The 15451-nt window shown below is 60.0% G+C and carries 14 protein-coding genes and 2 pseudogenes; 7 read left to right on the forward strand and 9 right to left on the reverse strand.

All coding sequences use genetic code 11. The features are described from left to right. Positions 1–82: 82 nt before the first annotated feature. The 6 genes from codB to A7J50_RS31375 form a co-directional block, all read right to left on the reverse strand. Positions 83–1351, reverse strand: coding sequence for a cytosine permease (gene codB / locus A7J50_RS10595; RefSeq protein WP_064451742.1), 1269 nt, complete (start codon positions 1349–1351; stop codon positions 83–85). 157 nt (positions 1352–1508) lie between these two features. Continuing rightward, entirely contained in the window at positions 1509–2132 is a 624-nt protein-coding gene (locus tag A7J50_RS10600; protein ID WP_064451743.1) for an NUDIX hydrolase, read from the reverse strand. Positions 2133–2141: 9 nt separating this feature from the next. Continuing rightward, the gene (locus tag A7J50_RS10605; protein ID WP_064451744.1) at positions 2142–2582 is read right to left on the reverse strand and encodes a GNAT family N-acetyltransferase; all 441 of its coding nucleotides are present in this window, start codon (positions 2580–2582) and stop codon (positions 2142–2144) included. A 25-nt stretch (positions 2583–2607) separates the two neighbouring features. Further along, positions 2608–2781: a helix-turn-helix transcriptional regulator gene (locus A7J50_RS30540; protein WP_082895858.1), complete on the reverse strand. Its 174-nt coding sequence runs from the start codon at positions 2779–2781 to the stop codon at positions 2608–2610. 67 nt (positions 2782–2848) lie between these two features. Beyond that, on the reverse strand, positions 2849–3205 hold the full coding sequence (queD, locus tag A7J50_RS10610) for a 6-carboxytetrahydropterin synthase QueD (RefSeq protein WP_003190259.1): 357 nt from the start codon (positions 3203–3205) through the stop codon (positions 2849–2851). A 63-nt stretch (positions 3206–3268) separates the two neighbouring features. After that, the gene (locus A7J50_RS31375) at positions 3269–3376 is read right to left on the reverse strand and encodes an AlpA family phage regulatory protein (RefSeq protein WP_237140897.1); all 108 of its coding nucleotides are present in this window, start codon (positions 3374–3376) and stop codon (positions 3269–3271) included. Positions 3377–3465: 89 nt separating this feature from the next. Between A7J50_RS31375 and A7J50_RS10620 the strand changes: the two genes are divergently transcribed. Both A7J50_RS10620 and A7J50_RS10625 read left to right on the forward strand, forming a co-directional pair. After that, positions 3466–5043 carry an SGNH/GDSL hydrolase family protein gene (locus A7J50_RS10620; RefSeq protein ID WP_156526269.1) on the forward strand — a complete coding sequence of 526 codons (1578 nt, stop codon included), beginning with the start codon at positions 3466–3468 and terminating at the stop codon, positions 5041–5043. A 205-nt stretch (positions 5044–5248) separates the two neighbouring features. Further along, the gene (locus A7J50_RS10625; RefSeq protein WP_167353687.1) at positions 5249–6841 is read left to right on the forward strand and encodes an SGNH/GDSL hydrolase family protein; all 1593 of its coding nucleotides are present in this window, start codon (positions 5249–5251) and stop codon (positions 6839–6841) included. A 215-nt stretch (positions 6842–7056) separates the two neighbouring features. Here A7J50_RS10625 and A7J50_RS10630 read toward each other — a convergent pair whose 3' ends face one another. Further along, positions 7057–8136 carry a patatin-like phospholipase family protein gene (locus A7J50_RS10630; protein WP_064451748.1) on the reverse strand — a complete coding sequence of 360 codons (1080 nt, stop codon included), beginning with the start codon at positions 8134–8136 and terminating at the stop codon, positions 7057–7059. Between the two features lie 260 nt (positions 8137–8396). Here A7J50_RS10630 and A7J50_RS10635 point away from each other — a divergent pair, with 260 nt between their 5' ends. Genes A7J50_RS10635 through A7J50_RS10645 form a run of 3 tightly spaced genes read left to right on the forward strand, consistent with a single transcriptional unit; the run spans position 8397 to position 10704 of the window. Beyond that, entirely contained in the window at positions 8397–8720 is a 324-nt protein-coding gene (locus tag A7J50_RS10635; protein ID WP_064451749.1) for a PepSY domain-containing protein, read from the forward strand. Continuing rightward, positions 8720–9388 (forward strand): response regulator transcription factor, encoded by a 669-nt coding sequence (locus A7J50_RS10640; protein WP_064451750.1) that lies wholly within the window; start codon positions 8720–8722, stop codon positions 9386–9388. Before A7J50_RS10635 ends, A7J50_RS10640 begins: the two co-directional genes overlap by 1 nt. Continuing rightward, positions 9385–10704 (forward strand): sensor histidine kinase, encoded by a 1320-nt coding sequence (locus A7J50_RS10645; protein ID WP_064451751.1) that lies wholly within the window; start codon positions 9385–9387, stop codon positions 10702–10704. Before A7J50_RS10640 ends, A7J50_RS10645 begins: the two co-directional genes overlap by 4 nt. Before the next feature lie 78 nt (positions 10705–10782). On the opposite strand, the gene A7J50_RS32240 is transcribed toward A7J50_RS10645, so the two are convergent. Continuing rightward, positions 10783–11538, reverse strand: a complete 756-nt coding sequence (locus tag A7J50_RS32240; protein WP_407017733.1) for a methyl-accepting chemotaxis protein — start codon at positions 11536–11538, stop codon at positions 10783–10785. A 102-nt stretch (positions 11539–11640) separates the two neighbouring features. Then, positions 11641–12930, reverse strand: a pseudogene (locus A7J50_RS32245) (HAMP domain-containing protein); the annotation flags it as partial. A 243-nt stretch (positions 12931–13173) separates the two neighbouring features. Between A7J50_RS32245 and A7J50_RS10655 the strand changes: the two are divergent. Further along, positions 13174–14493, forward strand: coding sequence for a Na+/H+ antiporter family protein (locus A7J50_RS10655; RefSeq protein ID WP_167353725.1), 1320 nt, complete (start codon positions 13174–13176; stop codon positions 14491–14493). Between the two features lie 102 nt (positions 14494–14595). After that, positions 14596–15417 (forward strand): annotated as a pseudogene (locus tag A7J50_RS32250) (cache domain-containing protein); the annotation flags it as partial. Positions 15418–15451: the final 34 nt, after the last annotated feature.

A 15451-nucleotide genomic window follows, 5' to 3' on the forward strand; every position in this document is an offset into this window, starting at 1 on the left:
AACGCCAGATTATCCGGGCTGTTGTGATGTACGGCCTGGCGCGTCGGCCATAAGGTTACCATTCCCAAGACGCCTGCCAGACTCATCCCCGTGCATCAGCCAGCGGTGCCCGTACGCGCAGCACTGCGCTCAGCCCAATGTAGGTCAAGGACGCGGCAACAATCCCCACCAACGGTGCCACCCACGGCGAGTGGAACGCCAGCATGGTGCCCACGGCATACGCTACCAGCCCAGGCCAATTGAAGGCCGGCAGGCGGGTCTCGGCCAGGCGCGGATATTGGCCGCGATAACGGTAGAAGAAGTCCGCCATGATCACCCCGCCAATCGGCGGGATCACGGTGCCCAGCAGAATCAAGTAGGGCACCAGCAGGTCGTACATGCCGAGCAACGCCAGCAGGGTGCCGATTACCGCGCCGGCCAGGGTCACGGTCTTGCGCCTGCGGGTGCGCAGCAAATTGCAGCCTGCGACGGCGAAATTGTAGATGGTGTTGTCCTGGGTGCTCCAGATGTTGAGCAGCAACATGGCCATCGCCGCCATCGCGAAACCTTGGAGCAGCAAGACTTCGACCACGTCCGGCTGCTGATAGACGATGGCGCCATAGGCCCCGATCAACACCATCAAACCATTGCCGATAAAGAAGCCGATCAGGCTCGCCAGCACCGCGACTTTGGCCGAACGAGAAAACCTCGTCCAGTTGGTGGCCTGTGTCGCGCCGCTGACAAAGGTGCCGAACACCAGCGTAATCGCGGTGGACAAATCCAGCTCGCCTGTCGGCACCACCGCCAACAGGCCGTCCAGGCCGCCGACTTTGAGGGTGGCGACCCCTATCGACAGAAACAGTAAAATGCCCATGGCCGGCACCGCGATGTAGGACAGAATCTCCAGCCCGCGATAGCCCACATAGGCCGTGGCGCAGAACACCAGGCCAAACAGCACCATCAATGCCAGCACCGAGCCTTGGCCCAATTCGAAATACTTGCCCAGCACCACAGCGGCGGTGGCAGTGCCCCAGGCGTACCAGCCAATCTGAGTGAAGCCAAGGATCAAGTCACTGAGCTTGCTGCCCACCTCGCCAAAGCAGAAACGCCCCATCAGCACCGAGTTCAAGCCGCTTTTGAAGGCGATGTAACCCAGGCTTGCCGCGTAAATACCCAGCAACAGGTTACCCAGGGCCACGACACCGAGCATCTCGGTGAAACTGAATGCTACGCCCAGCTTGCCGCCGGCAAACATGGTCGCGGTAAAAAACGTAAACCCCAACAGCACCATGGCGGTAGACGCCAGGCCCTTGCGCGCATGCATCGGCACTTCGCTGAGGGGGTAATCGTTGCCCGGTTCTTGCTGCGTCATGGCCTTGCTCCCTGGATGACTGACGCAGGGCTATTGCACTGCGCGTGCCAAACCGGCAGCGCAGTGTATGTGGAGCCAAACAGGCGCGTATCGTCTCATTGCATGGTCGTTGTGCCCGGTCGGGCACGAAAGCAGTGCAGCGGTGATACACATTGGATCAGTCGAACAGCGTCTGGGTGACCTCACCGCGATGAAACGCAAAGGCTGCTTCAAGATCGCTTTCGATGGTGCGCCCACGGGACAGCGGCGGCAGGTCGTCCAGGGTAAAAAAGCCCACTTCAGTGGTCTCGAAACCGGGCATCGGCGCCAGTTGGTCCACCCGTTCGCAGAGGAAATACAGCTTGTAGAAGTCCCGCACGTCCGGGCGATAGAGGCCCTTGGCCTTGTGAGTGACGCTATACAGCGCGCGCGCCGTCACGCTTAGCCCGGCTTCCTCGCGGATTTCCTTGACGATGTTTTCCGCCGCCGATAAACCGATATCGGCATAACCACCAGGCAGCGCCCAGCAACCATCAGTCAATTCGCGCACCAGCAGAATCCGGTCGCCATCGATCACCGCACCGCGCACTTCAACCATCGGCGTTGAATAACGCTTGGCAAAATCCGACACCAGCCCGGTGATGCGTTCCAACGGCACATCCGCCAGTTGCGCCAGCATGCTGTGAGCAATCTGCGCAATTTCTTCAAGGCGCTCACGTTCGAAATCGTCGGTGCAAAAGTGCAGCCCTGTGGACGCCAGTGCCTGTAGGCGCTTGGCCTGGGCCAGCCAGATGTTTTCCATGAGGTTCTCCTAAAGGCGCTTTGTCATGTACACACGGTGCAGGCCGTGCTCCTCGATGCGATGGGTTTCCACATAGCCGCGGCGGGTGTACAACGTGATGTTTTCAGTCATCGCTACATGGGTGTAGAGGCGGATGGTTGCGTAACCCGCAGCGAGTGACTTGTGCTCGGCAAAGTCCATCAACTGACGTCCCAATCCCAGGCCCTGGGCATCTGGGGCGACGGCCAGGTTTTCCAACAGCAGGTGGTTATCGGCGTTGAGCAAGATGATAAAACCCTGGACCTGCCCGGCGTTGTCCAGCACATGTACGTGCCCTGCCTCGACCTGCTGGCGGTAGTCCTCAAGCATCGGCCCGGGCTTGCGGCCGATCCGTTCGATGTAAGGCGAATAGGCGGCCTGGACGATGGCCTCGATGGTCGCAACATCAGCAACAGTGGCGGGGCGCAGCATTGCAGTGTGCTCCTGTCAAAATGGATCAGCCCTTCGGCGCCTCGAAGAACGCCTCGATACGGCATTCGAACACCTTGGAGATCTTGAACGCCAGAGGCAAGCTCGGATCATGGCGACCGGTTTCGATCGCATTGACGATTTGGCGCGATAAACCCAGACGCCTCCCATGAGTGGCCACACCCATGGGATTCGGGTACATGCCGCATCAAGCGTGCTTCCCAGGCATAAAAAAACCACCCGCAGGTGGTTCTTCAGCACTTCATCGCTTATTCACCGCGATAGATACAGCCACTGGTGCAGGTCTCATGGATACGAATTGCACTGAGTTCCGGCAGCAGGGGTTTGAGCTCATTCCAGATCCACTTGGCCAGCACTTCGCTGGTCGGGTTTTCCAGGCCGGGGATGTCATTGAGGTAGTTGTGGTCGAGGCGTTCATAGAGCGGCTTGAAAATCGCCTTGATCTCCGAGAAGTCGCGAATCCAGCCGGTATGGGGATCCAGGTCGCCGCTCAGGTGGATCGCCACTTTGAACGAATGCCCGTGCAGGCGCCCGCATTTATGGCCTTCCGGTACGTGGGGCAGGCGGTGGGCGGACTCGAAGGTAAACTCTTTGAAGATTTCCACGGTGTGACCTGTAGGGCTTGTGTTGCGTGGGTTTGAAGTGATTGTCAGTTTTAGATGCACTGATCAATGTACTGATAGGTCGTCGCTGGGCGCGATTGAGGCCATCCATTCGGCGCTTGCCGACTGGCGCCAGGCGACCGAGTTGGGGCCTATTCTAACCTGTTTTGGCAACGCGCTCTTCCTGGTCGCCGATAAACCCGCATAATACCAACCGTTTCAAGGCTCGCCACTGAGCGTTTTTTTTTGCCTCGGGGGCAATCATGGCCTTTACCAACAGAAACTCTGTCGAGCCGAATGGCGCGAGCGATCGTTCAGACCGTACCTGGCGTGCAAGGCTGAGTAAGACCCTGAAGCGCTGGGCAGGCATGAAAGCGGCGCAAGACGGCGCCCCGGTGCAGGAAACGTCGGCCCTTGAGTACGCGCCTGAAACCGTTGGTCTTGCACTGGCACCGGTGGATCGCCCCGACCGCACAGAGCTGCAACCGACCGCTGCCGATTTCGAGATATTCTCCAACCTGGGCAACTTGGACCGGCTCAACGCAGCTATTTCCGAGGGCACCGTACGCATAGCTTTTGCGGGCGATTCGATTGTCGAAGGCGATCGCGACGGCCTTTATGAGCACTCGGTTGTGGCAACGGTCATGCGGGCTTTGCGCGAGCAGAACCCTGCAATCAACTTTGTAGTGGGCAACTTCAGCCTGTCAGGCCGAGGTATCGGAGCACTGGCAACCGAGACGTACGTGGGGCAGCCCTACCCGGAAAACCTCAGTACCGGGTTTTATCGCCCTGACGGCGCTCCCGTGACTGACCAGTGGCCGGGAGGATCCGTCGTCGGTAAGTCGTGGATGGCGCACCTCAAGGATTTCGCTCCCGACTTTGTCATGGTCATGCACGGTGCTAACGATTTGTCCGGCTCGAGTGTCGGGAACACGACCGCACTTAAGTATGTGGTCGGGCTGATTAGCCATTTCCCCAAGGCTCCGTCTATTGGGGTATCCACCACAGCCCTGCCGGCCGTTTCAGCGGGATACCAGGAAGAGGCTCAAATCGCCGCTGATGGCGTACGCGGCGTGGCCCGGGAACTGAACCTGACGCTGGTCGATATCAACCGGGCATTCAACCTGCTGCGTTCCGGCTTTGACGTCGACAACCTCCACTACACGCGTGATGACAACTTCGCCGGATATCCAACCGGCTGGCATGTCGAGGACGGCTCCACGCTGTCACTGGCAAATGCGGACGCGAGCTCAATGAGCGGCACCGGGTCGGCACTGCATCACGCGCAGTCGCTGGACATCATGATCAAGGCTACGTTTAGCTGCCCCAACTGGGTGTTTACGACCTGCGCCCTGCGTTATCGGTCGAAGGGCTCGGCTGCACACCAATACAGCGCGCACGTCTCGTCGGGCTTTCTGGCTCTTTGTTGGGGCGCAACCACCATTGGCTACAAGGCCATTGGTGAAATCGCGTCCGGCTCAAAGGTTGTGTTGCAGGTTGATGTTCGCGGCGCGCTGCACAGGGTATATGTCAACGATGTGCTGCAACTGAGTGTCCATGACTACAACTATCTGCGCCGTGGCAGTCACGGGGTGGCGATCATCGGCGGCACTGGAACCCTGACTGAATTTATCGTAGACAAAGGTAACTACTGCGCGAATGGCGTACCGCAGCTGAGTGATCTCGACCTCTACGGCGGTGATGCCTGCGCCACCCACAATCACACGCCGGAAGGGAACGGTATCAACCATCCAACCAAGCTGGCCAACAGCGTCTGCTGGGCGGGATCTTTCTCGGCGCTGACGGAGCACATCCGAGTGCAAAAAGAGTCAAGGCAGTGAGCGCAGAGATTATTCGCTGGTGAAGGACGTTGAGTTCAGCGTATTAAGAAACCCGATAACAGCGTGGCTGTTACGGTGAAGAAACCTGCGCTGTTTAGTTCAACATCACTTCAGTAAAGGTTTCGGCGTTCGGTATGCACCTTTGCGACAAATTAAGTGGAATTCAGTAGAATTAAAATTCTCTATTGAATTGGCGTGTCACGACGTGTCTGCTTACCCTGTGCACTACAGAACGAAACCACTGATTTTCTTGATTGCTTTTTTCATTAGCGTCCCACTCAACCTCTTTGGTTCCGGTCAATACGTATTTGGGGCGGATCTTGCTGGCGCGGTCGCACCCACCCAAAACGACGCGACGCTAGCCGCTCCCGCTATTTCCGTTAGCGCTCCGAGCCTCCCGAGCAACCAGAATGCGCCGGATGATTTCTCAACGCTGTCCAACGTGGGCAATCTGGAGCGGCTTGACGCTGCTATTAAAGAGGGCGCAGTTAAAATCGCCGTTGTCGGCGACTCTATTTCCCAGGGTGATGTTGACGGGCTTTACGAAAACTCCGTCGTGGCTACCTTGATGCGATTGGCCCGCGAGCAGAATCCCGACATTGCTTTCACCTTTGGTAATTTCAGCCTGGCTGGACGCGGGATGGGGATGTACTCAAACCGTAATTACATAGGGGAGGCGGGCGCTGTCGAAAATCCGATGACGGGTTTCTACAGGGAGCCGGGAAGTGAGGTCACGCGTCAATGGCCCGGCGGCTCCGTTGTGGGAAAGAGCTGGGCTGACCACGTTAAGGACTTTGCTCCTGACCTCGTGATTTATATGTTTGGTGCCAATGATCTTACGGGAAGCAGTAGTGTAAACGCCGACTATTATTTCAAGTCACTTGATTATCAGAATACCTGGTCAAAAGTCCCTTCTACTGCTATTGCGCCTGCCGCGTTACCGTCCGTTGCTTTTGGGCATCAAGAGCAGGTTCAAGTCGCGGCTGACGCAGCGCGGGATGTTGCGAAAGTTCGAAATCTGACCGTCCTGGATATTAACCGACTGTTCAATCTTCACCGCGCAGGCGTCGATGTGGATAAGCTTAGTTTTATTCGCGACGATAACCTTGCGAGCTATCCCACCGGCTGGAGTCCGGAAACAGGCACTACATTCGCGGTATCCGGTTCGCCTGAGCAATACACCCTGAAGGGGCGTGGCGCTGCGATGTTCAACAGGGCGTGCCAGGATGTCAGTTTGTCGGCTACTTTCACGATGCCCAGTTGGTCTGGACAAATAGGCGGTATTCGCTATCGGTCTATGGGCTCAGGCCTGAGTCAGTACACGGCGCAAGTGACAGCCAACCAGGTTCTGCTTTACTGGGGCGGCACCGTGATTGGTCGGTCAGCGGTTTACGCACCCATACCGGATGGAACTTCGGTCAGCGTGAAAGTGACGGTTCGCGGGGCGAAGCACGAGGTGTATTTGAATGGCGTTAACGTTATTTCCGTGTATGACTTCAACAACCTGCGCTTCGGTAAAGTCGGCTTGGTGGTGTCAGGCGCAGAGGGCACCATCTCCAATTGGATAGCGAATTTGGGAGTTCCCGAGGCTCACGGTGCTCCCGATTTAAGTGATATTGAAATATATGGGTTAGGGGATTTCAGTACCAACCCCGGCAGCGTGGGTGGAAACACCATCAACCACCCTACCAAACTCGCTAATGCGGTTATTTGGGGCGGTGCGTTGAATCCTCTGCTGCAGCATATCCGGTCGCAGCCAAGGGGCGGCGTGCCAGCCTCGACTCAAGCCAGTCACTGACGCTCGACGCTTGGCAATATGGGTCGGCGCGCATTCAGTGCGCCGACCCATCCGCTTTGGGGCGTGATACGCGTCTGCCTGACGTCTGAATAGCGCGTGAAGCTCGAACGCTGGCAATCTTACATTTTGCGGCGAAATTTTAAGGGTGGGGCGATGCAACAACAGGCTGAACGCGCGGCGAGGATACCGCTCACGGTCAGGAGATCGCTGTTGCGTTAAAGGGCCTGCAAATGCTCGCCCAATTTGCCGTTGTCCGCCCACTCAAGAAACTCATCCCCCAACCGTTGGCTCTCGCTCATCGCGGTTTGCCAGTATTTGTTGCGGCTCGGGTCATCGCCCATGAAGCGCTTGAAATCACTGCGGTCCGGCAATTTGCCGTAGGGCAGGCGGGCCAGGTAGTCCTTGGACGGCGCCAGCAGCAATACATCCTGCAAACCCTGTTGATTGCTGCGTCGCCATGGCAGGCCCTTGTCGAACCAGCCGGGGATGACCCGGTCGGTAAAGTGCGGGTACAGCACGATGTCATCGCCGTGGTAGGGCAGGTCGAGGTGGTAGTCCAGCAGGCCGCCGTCACGGTAAGTGCCGGCGCCTGCGCCGGGCAGGTCGCGCACGCCTTGCATCACCATGGGGATTGAGCCGGAGGCGAGCAGTGCCTGGCGCAGGTTGCCCAGTTCCAGGTTAAGGAAGCGCGACGGGAAATCCTTAAGCGGATGCACCGGCGGCGCCTGGCGTGGGTCGTGGATGATCAGCCGCTCGAAATGCCGCGACAGCCGTGCGCGGCCCCGCAGGTTGTCGGCAATCACCGACGACAGGCCCAGGCCCAACCGCCCACGGTGGTCATCGGCGAGCAGGCCGTGGCTTTTGACCACCATGATGTTCAGGCGGTAGTCGGGGTTGTCCAGCACCCGAGCATCGCGGCCGGCCAGCAGATCATCGAGCATGCGCTGGCAGCTGTGGCTGACCTCGGCCATGGTCACACCTTTGGCAAAACGCTGTTCGTTGTACAGGCGGCCGAGGTCGAGCAGGCCTTGCACCGGGTCGGGCAGGCACGCGCTGGCAAACCGCCAGGAGCCGATGGACGCGCCGATGAGTGCGCGTTCGCGCGGCGCGCGTGGCAGCCAATCGCCGAACAGCGCCAGGTCCAGGCCCTGAATACCAAGGGCTTTGGGGCCCCCGGCCGCGCCGGGGAGGATACCGACGTCTGCCGGCGCGAGGCCTTGTTCGCGAATGCGCGTATAGGCGCGTTTGCCGGCCTTGAGAGTCAGGGCGGGAAACTTGATGTGGATGGCTGTCATACCGGTCTCTTTTGACGCGAATGAGCCAGTATAGAAAATCTGGCACGATGAGGGAAAAGCGCTTGGCTCAAATTGCCATGGTGGCAATTCAGTTTCAGTTAAGTTGCCAGGGTTAACGTGGGTCGCGTAGGACATTCATCCAGAAACGCAGGCTTACGTGAAAACCCTCACGGGTCGGTTCGCCGCCCGTATCATTGTCCCCATCGCCTATTTGGCCCAAGCCCCTAACCGGGCCGCCCTCAGGAACATCAGGACACGCAATGAAGGTAAATCTATGCGCAGGCAGGCAGGTGGTGCTGGTATTGATACTGACCAGCTCAAGCCTGTCGGCCCATGACCTTGGTCAGGACGAAGCCTTGCGCCTGCGCCAGAAGGGCGTGATCGCCCCGCTGGAGCACTTGCTGGGCCCGGCGTTCGAGCGCTACCCGGGCGCCAAACTGCTGGATGCCGAGCTTGAAGAGCACAAGGAGCGGCCGGTGCGCTATATCTATGAAATCGAGCTGTTGACCGTCGAAGGCGTGGTGCGTGAAATCGAGCTCGACGCCAGCACTGGTGAGTTGCTCAAAGATAAGGAAGACGACTGATGCGCCTGCTTCTGGTGGAAGACAATGTGCCGCTGGCCGATGAACTGGTGGCGGGCCTGCAGCGCCAGGGTTACGCCGTCGACTGGCTGGCGGATGGGCGCGACGCAGCCTATCAAGGCCGCAGCGAACCCTATGACTTGATCATCCTCGACCTCGGCTTGCCGGGGCTGCCCGGACTGGAAGTGCTGGCGCAGTGGCGCGCAGCCGCCCTGGCCACCCCAGTGCTGGTGCTGACCGCACGCGATTCATGGGCCGAGCGTATCGAAGGGCTCAAGGCCGGCGCCGACGACTACCTGAGCAAACCCTTTCACCCCGAAGAACTGCACTTGCGCATCCAGGCCCTGTTGCGCCGCTCCCATGGCCAAGCCAACCAGCCTACGTTGCAAGCGGCCGGCTTGCACTTGGATGAAGGGCGCCAGTGTGTGCTGCGTGAGGGTGACGAAATCCAACTGACGGCCGCCGAATTCCGCCTGCTGCGCTACTTCATGCTGCACCCGGAACAGATTCTGTCGAAAAGCCACTTGGCCGAGCACTTGTATGACGGTGAGACCGAGCGTGACTCCAATGTATTGGAGGTGCACGTCAACCACCTGCGCCGCAAACTGGGGCGCAGCGTGATCGAAACCCGGCGCGGCCAGGGTTACCGGTTTGGCGCCGCCCCGGCATGAGGTCGATTCAGCGGCGCCTGAGCCTGGGGCTGATCAGCGTGATGGTGGTGGTGGGCGTGGTGCTCGCGCAGACCAGTTTGTGGCTGTTCGAGGCCGGTTTGCAGCGTTATCTGGACGCTGGGTTGCGCAACGACAGCGAGAACTTGCTGGTGGCGCTGGTGCGCGGGCCGAACGGTGTGCAACTGGATGAGCAACGCCTGTCACCGGCTTACCAGCGACCGTTTTCCGGGCACTATTTCCGCATTGATTTTGCCGACGCGCACTGGCGTTCACGCTCGCTCTGGGACCAGGAACTGCCACGCCTGCCCGAGGCCGGGCTCAAGGGTAACCTGCAATTGGGGCCGGAAGGCCAGCAACTGCTGGTGTTGCGTTCGGACTACAAGCGCTTCGGCCAGTCGATTTCCATCAGCGTGGCCCAGGACTACACGCCTGTGCGGGAAAGCTTCCGCCTGATGCGCCAGATTGGTCTGGTGCTTGGGCTGGCGGCGCTGTTACTGGTGTTGATCCTGCAACGGGTTACCGTGCGTCGCGCCTTGCGGCCGCTGGAAACCGCCCGCGAGCAGATCGCCCAACTGCAACAGGGCCAGCGTTCGCAACTTGATACTCAAGTGCCGCTGGAGCTCGAGCCGCTGGTGGCGCAGATCAACCACCTGTTGGCCCACACCGAAGACAGCCTCAAGCGTTCGCGCAATGCCTTGGGCAACCTCGGCCATGCGCTGAAAACCCCGTTGGCGGTGTTGTTGAGTGCGGCGTCGAGTGAGGTGCTCAAAGACCACCCGCACCTGAGCAAGTTGCTGCGCGACCAGCTTGAGCAGGTGCAACAACGCCTCAATCGCGAACTCAACCGTGCCCGTCTTGCCGGTGAAACGCTGCCGGGGACCTTGTTTGATTGCGAAAAGGAACTGCCCGGCCTGCTGGCCACGTTGAACATGATTCACGGCGAACACCTGGATTTGAGCTACCGCGTTGTGCCCGGCCTGCAACTGCCCTGGGACCGCGAAGATCTGCTGGAGTTGTTGGGTAACCTGCTGGACAACGCCTGTAAATGGGCGGACGCCGAAATACGCTTGAGTATCAGCGAAACCGCGCACAGCTATCTGCTGGCGGTCGAAGACGACGGCCCGGGCATTCCACAGGCCCAGCGCGACCAGGTGTTCAGCCGTGGCACCCGCCTGGATGAACAGGTCGACGGCCATGGCCTGGGCCTTGGGATCGTGCGGGATATCGTCGAGGTGTGGGGCGGGGTGTTGCAATTGCAGGAGAGTGAGCAGGGTGGGCTCAAAGTGCTGGTCGAGTTGCCCAAACGCCAAAGCTGACGCAACGCAGGTCAACCTGCGGGAGGGGGCGATCGCCCACAGGGGCCCTTCATCGGGCCCAGGGTTTGTGCCATTCGCTTATACGCGGAACTGATCCATCAGCCCCTGCTGCTGATTCGCCAGGCTGTTCAACGCCTGGCTCACCCGTGCCGATTCATTCGCTTGTTCCGACAACGACTCGGTCACATCTCGAATCGTCGCGACATTGCTGTTGATCTCTTCGGCCACCGCGCTTTGCTCTTCGGCGGCGCTGGCGATTTGCAGGTTCATGTCGCTGATCACCGTGACGGCATCGCCGATCTGGCGCAGGGCGGTGACCGCCTGGCCGACCTGCTCGACACTGCCTTGGGCCTGGCGATAGCTGTTGCCCATGGAACTGACCACCTCGGTGGTGCCGCTTTGCAGATGCTCGATCACCAGGCGGGTTTCTTCCACCGACTCCTGGGTGCGTCGCGCCAGGTTGCGGACCTCGTCGGCGACCACGGCAAAACCACGGCCGGCCTCACCGGCGCGGGCGGCTTCAATGGCGGCGTTGAGCGCCAGCAGGTTGGTCTGCTCGGCAATCCCGCGAATCACTTCCAGCACCGAACCGATTTTCTCGCTATTGGCTGCCAGGCCTTCGACCTGGGCCATGGCCGTACTCATATCCGCCGCCAGGTTGCCGATGTTGGTGGTGGTGCGGTCGATCACGGTCAACCCTTCACGGGTGGCCTGGTCGGCGTCGCGCGCAGCTTGTGCCGCTTGGGCGGCACTGCGGGCCACGTCCTGGGCGGTGGCACTCATTTCATGGGAGGCGGTCGCCACCTGATCGACCTGGCGGTATTGCTGCTCCATGCCGGCGCTGGTTTCGCTGGCAATCGCGGCGGACTGGTCGGCGGTGCCACGGGCGTCCTGCACCGAGCGTTTCACCTGAGCAATAATCGGTTGCAGCTTGTCGAGGAAGCGGTTGAACCAGCCGGCCAGTTGCCCCAGCTCATCCTTCTTGTCATAGGCCAGGCGGCGGGTCAGGTCGCCTTCGCCGCTGGCGATGTCTTCCAGCATGCGTGCCACGCCGAGGATCGGTCGGGTCACGCTGCGAGCCATCAGCCACACCAGGATCAAGCCAATCACTGCAGCCAGCAGGCCCAGGCTCAGTTCCAGCAAGGTGCCACGGGCGTTATCGGCGTCCAGCTGCGTCTTGAGTGTTTCGGCCGGGCCCACCAGGACTTTTTCCGGCACATCCAGCAACACGCCCCACGGTTTGCCGCCGGGAATCGGTGTGAAGGGCGCCAGCACCTTGAGTTGGTGGTCGGCGCGCAGGCTGCGGGTCTGCGTGCTGCTGGCCAGGGCGTTGATCAATTGCGCACCGCTGGCAGGGTCGACCTTGTCCAGGCGCTGGCTGAGTTTGCTGGCGTCCGGGCTGTAGCCGGCGAGCAAACCGGTGGAGCTGAGGATGCTGACTTGGGTCTGGCCGTCATACAGCTTCTGGCTGGCCTGTTGGCTAACGGCCTGCAGGCTGTTGAGGTTGATGTCCGCCGACAGCGAGGCGATGACTTTGCCATTGACCATCAGTGGGAAGACGATGCTGGTCATCAGCACGTTTTGCCCGTCGATCATATAAAAGTAGGGTTCGATGACGCAGGGTTTCAGGGTGGTGCGCGGGCAGGTGAACCAGGCGTTGGCTTTCTCGCCGCTGGGGCCTGTGCTGGTGTCGGACATGTCGCTTTCGGGCAGTGCCATGGAGGTCAGTTTGCCGGGTGTCGGCTGCGACCAGTAGAGAGCGAATCGGCCCTTGTCGTTGCTGCCCAGTTCCGCCTGGTTGGCGAACAACTCATCCTTGCCGTCCAGCGCATTGGCCTCGAACACCAGCGACAAACCGAGCAAATCCGGGTTGGCCTGCAGCGCGGCCTTGACCTGGCGGGTCAGGTCTTCGCGCGTGTCGAAGGCGTCGAGAAAGCGTTTTTCAGCCTGTTCGCGCAAAAACAGCACCTGGCGTGAAAAACCATGGCCGTACTGGAAGGCATCCATGAATTGCTGGCGAATCCCCAGCGCCTGTCCTTCACCTTGCGCCTCGATGCGGGCCTGGGCGGACTCGTCGAGCATCTGCATGCTGGAGGCTTTGACCTGTTGCGAGCTCTGCTCCATGCGATACAGCGACAGACCCACCAGCAGGGTCACGATTCCCAGCAGGCACAGGCCGGCGAGCAGGGTGATTTTCCATTGTATGGAGAGCTGTCTGATGGACATCGAGGAGCATCCTTAACCTGAAAACACAGAGAGTCAGGCTATCGGCCGCTTTTTCGGTTTCTTTATTGTTTAAACGTTCAATTGAAAGCTGAAAAACGACGCCGTTTTTTGACATGCGCGCCCGGCTGCTGCAAAGTGCGCGCCCTCTAATAAGACCTCTTAAAGCCTGCACGCTGGCGCCACCCAATGGCCGCCCGGGCGCGGGTATGCCTGTTTTTATGTTTCTGTCTTGAGGTAACCATGATTAACGCAGTCATCGCCGCGGTCGGCACCATGCTGGTGCTCAGCTTGTCCCGCGTGCATGTGGTCATCGCCATCATTGTCGGCGCCCTGGTGGGTGGCTTGACCGGTGGCCTGGGCATTGAGGCCACGCTCAAGGCATTCAACGGTGGTTTGGGCGGCGGCGCGACCGTGGCGCTGTCCTACGCTTTGCTCGGCGCTTTCGCCGTGGCGATTGCCAAATCCGGCTTGGCTCATGCCCTGGCGGACAAGGCGCTGCTGTTGGTCGATCGTCAGGAAGCTACCGGCGGCAGCCACGTCAAATGGCTGTTGATCGGCTTGTTGTGGGTGGTAGCGATTGCTTCGCAGAACATCTTGCCGATCCACATCGCGTTTATCCCGCTGCTGGTGCCGCCACTGTTATACGTGCTGACCAAGCTGCAACTGGACCGCCGCCTGATCGCTTGCGTGATGACCTTCGGCCTGATCACGCCTTATATGTTCCTGCCGGTGGGCTTCGGCAACATCTTCCTCAACCAGATCCTGCTGGCCAACGTGGCCAAGAGCGGCGTGGATATCAGCCAGGTCAACGTCACCCACGCCATGGGCCTGCCTGCGTTAGGCATGGTGGTCGGCCTGCTGGTGGCGGTGTTTGTCAGCTATCGCAAAAAGCGTGTGTACGACCTGGAAAAAATCGAGCGGGTCGAGCAAGTGGCGGTGCAGTACAACCCGCTGACCTTGCTGGTGGCCGGGCTGGCGATTGCTTCGGCGTTCATCATTCAACTGTGGCTGGACTCGATGATTATCGGCGCCCTGGCCGGCTTCCTGATCTTCTCGGTGTCGGGCATTGTGCGCTGGCGTGAAACCGACGACTTGTTTACCGAAGGCATGAAAATGATGGCGATGATCGGCTTCATCATGATCGCCTCCTCGGGGTTTGCCGAAGTGCTCAAGGCCACCGGTGACGTGCGTTCGCTGGTGGAAGCATCGGCGGCATTCATCGGCCATAGCCGTGGGGTGGGCGCGTTGCTGATGCTGCTGGTGGGGTTGCTGGTGACCATGGGCATCGGTTCGTCGTTTTCCACGGTGCCGATTCTTGCCGCGATTTTCGTACCGTTGTGCGTGCAACTGGGCTTCAGCCCGCTGGCCATCGTGTGCATTGTCGGCACGGCCGGTGCGCTGGGTGACGCCGGTTCGCCTGCATCGGACTCGACTCTCGGCCCTACCTCCGGCCTGAACATCGACGGCCAGCACCACCATATCTGGGACACGGTGGTGCCGACGTTCCTGCACTACAACATCCCTTTATTGGCATTTGGCTGGCTGGCTGCCATGACCCTCTGATAACCCACAAATGGAGGCGCTGGCCACGCATACCTGGGGCCTACAGATATTTCTCGGTTGGCCGTTAACCTCTCAAGTCGCCACGAATAAGAGAGAAAAGCCATGCGTCTGAGCTTGAAGGCCAAAGTCCTGTCCCTCGCTGTAGTGCCGGTGTTGTTGTTTGCCGTGGTCATCAGCCTGACCACCGTGTGGATTCTGCAGGGCCAGGCGCGCAATGAGGTGGATGAAACCCGCCAGCGCCTGCTCAACGACGCCAAGACCACGCTGAAAAGTTATGTGGAAGTGGCCATGACCACCATCAAGCCGCTCTACGATGCCGCCGCACCGGGCGACACCGCCGCGCGGGCTGAGGTGGTCAAATTGCTGTCCAACACCACCTACGGCAAGGACGGCTACTTCTTCGGCTACGACTCCGAGACCATTCGCCTGTTCAAGGGCAACAGCCCGGACGGCGTCGGCAAGAGCTTCAAGGACAACCGCGACCCCAACGGGGTCTACGTAAACCGCGACCTGGTCAAGGTCGGCAAAGACGGCACCCACTACCTGCAATACAGCTCGACCCAGCCGGGGCAGACCGAATTGGTGCCCAAGCTGGGTTACACCGAGTACCTGCCGAAGTGGGACATGGTGATTGGTACGTCGGTCAACCTCGACGGCATCGAAGGCCAGGTGGCGGTGGTCGAGGCCAAGGTCGAGAAACGCATGGAAGGCGTACTGCTGAGCATTCTCGGCGTGGCCGTGGTGGTGCTGTTGGTGATTGCCGCCGTGGGTATGGTGACGGCCAATACCATCCTGCGCCCGCTGAACCTGATGAAAGCCAACCTCGACGATATCGCGGCGGGCGAGGGCGACTTGACCCGCCGCCTGGCCATTACCAGCCAGGACGAACTGGGCGATCTGGCCGGCGCATTCAACCGTTTTGTCGACAAGATCCACGGCCTGGTGCGCCAGATCACCG

This window comes from Pseudomonas antarctica (genome assembly GCF_001647715.1).
GTDB classification, from domain to species: Bacteria; Pseudomonadota; Gammaproteobacteria; order Pseudomonadales; family Pseudomonadaceae; genus Aquipseudomonas; species Aquipseudomonas antarctica_A.

What these genes read in the sequence shown, in the direction of transcription:
- codB (WP_064451742.1), bottom strand. Translation starts at nt 1,351, where the DNA reads ATGACGCAGCAAGAACCGGGCAACGATTACCCCCTCAGCGAAGTGCCG.
- A7J50_RS10600 (WP_064451743.1), bottom strand. Translation starts at nt 2,132, where the DNA reads ATGGAAAACATCTGGCTGGCCCAGGCCAAGCGCCTACAGGCACTGGCG.
- A7J50_RS10605 (WP_064451744.1), bottom strand. Translation starts at nt 2,582, where the DNA reads ATGCTGCGCCCCGCCACTGTTGCTGATGTTGCGACCATCGAGGCCATC.
- A7J50_RS30540 (WP_082895858.1), bottom strand. Translation starts at nt 2,781, where the DNA reads ATGTACCCGAATCCCATGGGTGTGGCCACTCATGGGAGGCGTCTGGGT.
- A7J50_RS10620 (WP_156526269.1), top strand. Translation starts at nt 3,466, where the DNA reads ATGGCCTTTACCAACAGAAACTCTGTCGAGCCGAATGGCGCGAGCGAT.
- A7J50_RS10630 (WP_064451748.1), bottom strand. Translation starts at nt 8,136, where the DNA reads ATGACAGCCATCCACATCAAGTTTCCCGCCCTGACTCTCAAGGCCGGC.
- A7J50_RS10635 (WP_064451749.1), top strand. Translation starts at nt 8,397, where the DNA reads ATGAAGGTAAATCTATGCGCAGGCAGGCAGGTGGTGCTGGTATTGATA.
- A7J50_RS10640 (WP_064451750.1), top strand. Translation starts at nt 8,720, where the DNA reads ATGCGCCTGCTTCTGGTGGAAGACAATGTGCCGCTGGCCGATGAACTG.
- A7J50_RS10645 (WP_064451751.1), top strand. Translation starts at nt 9,385, where the DNA reads ATGAGGTCGATTCAGCGGCGCCTGAGCCTGGGGCTGATCAGCGTGATG.
- A7J50_RS32240 (WP_407017733.1), bottom strand. Translation starts at nt 11,538, where the DNA reads ATGGAGCAGCAATACCGCCAGGTCGATCAGGTGGCGACCGCCTCCCAT.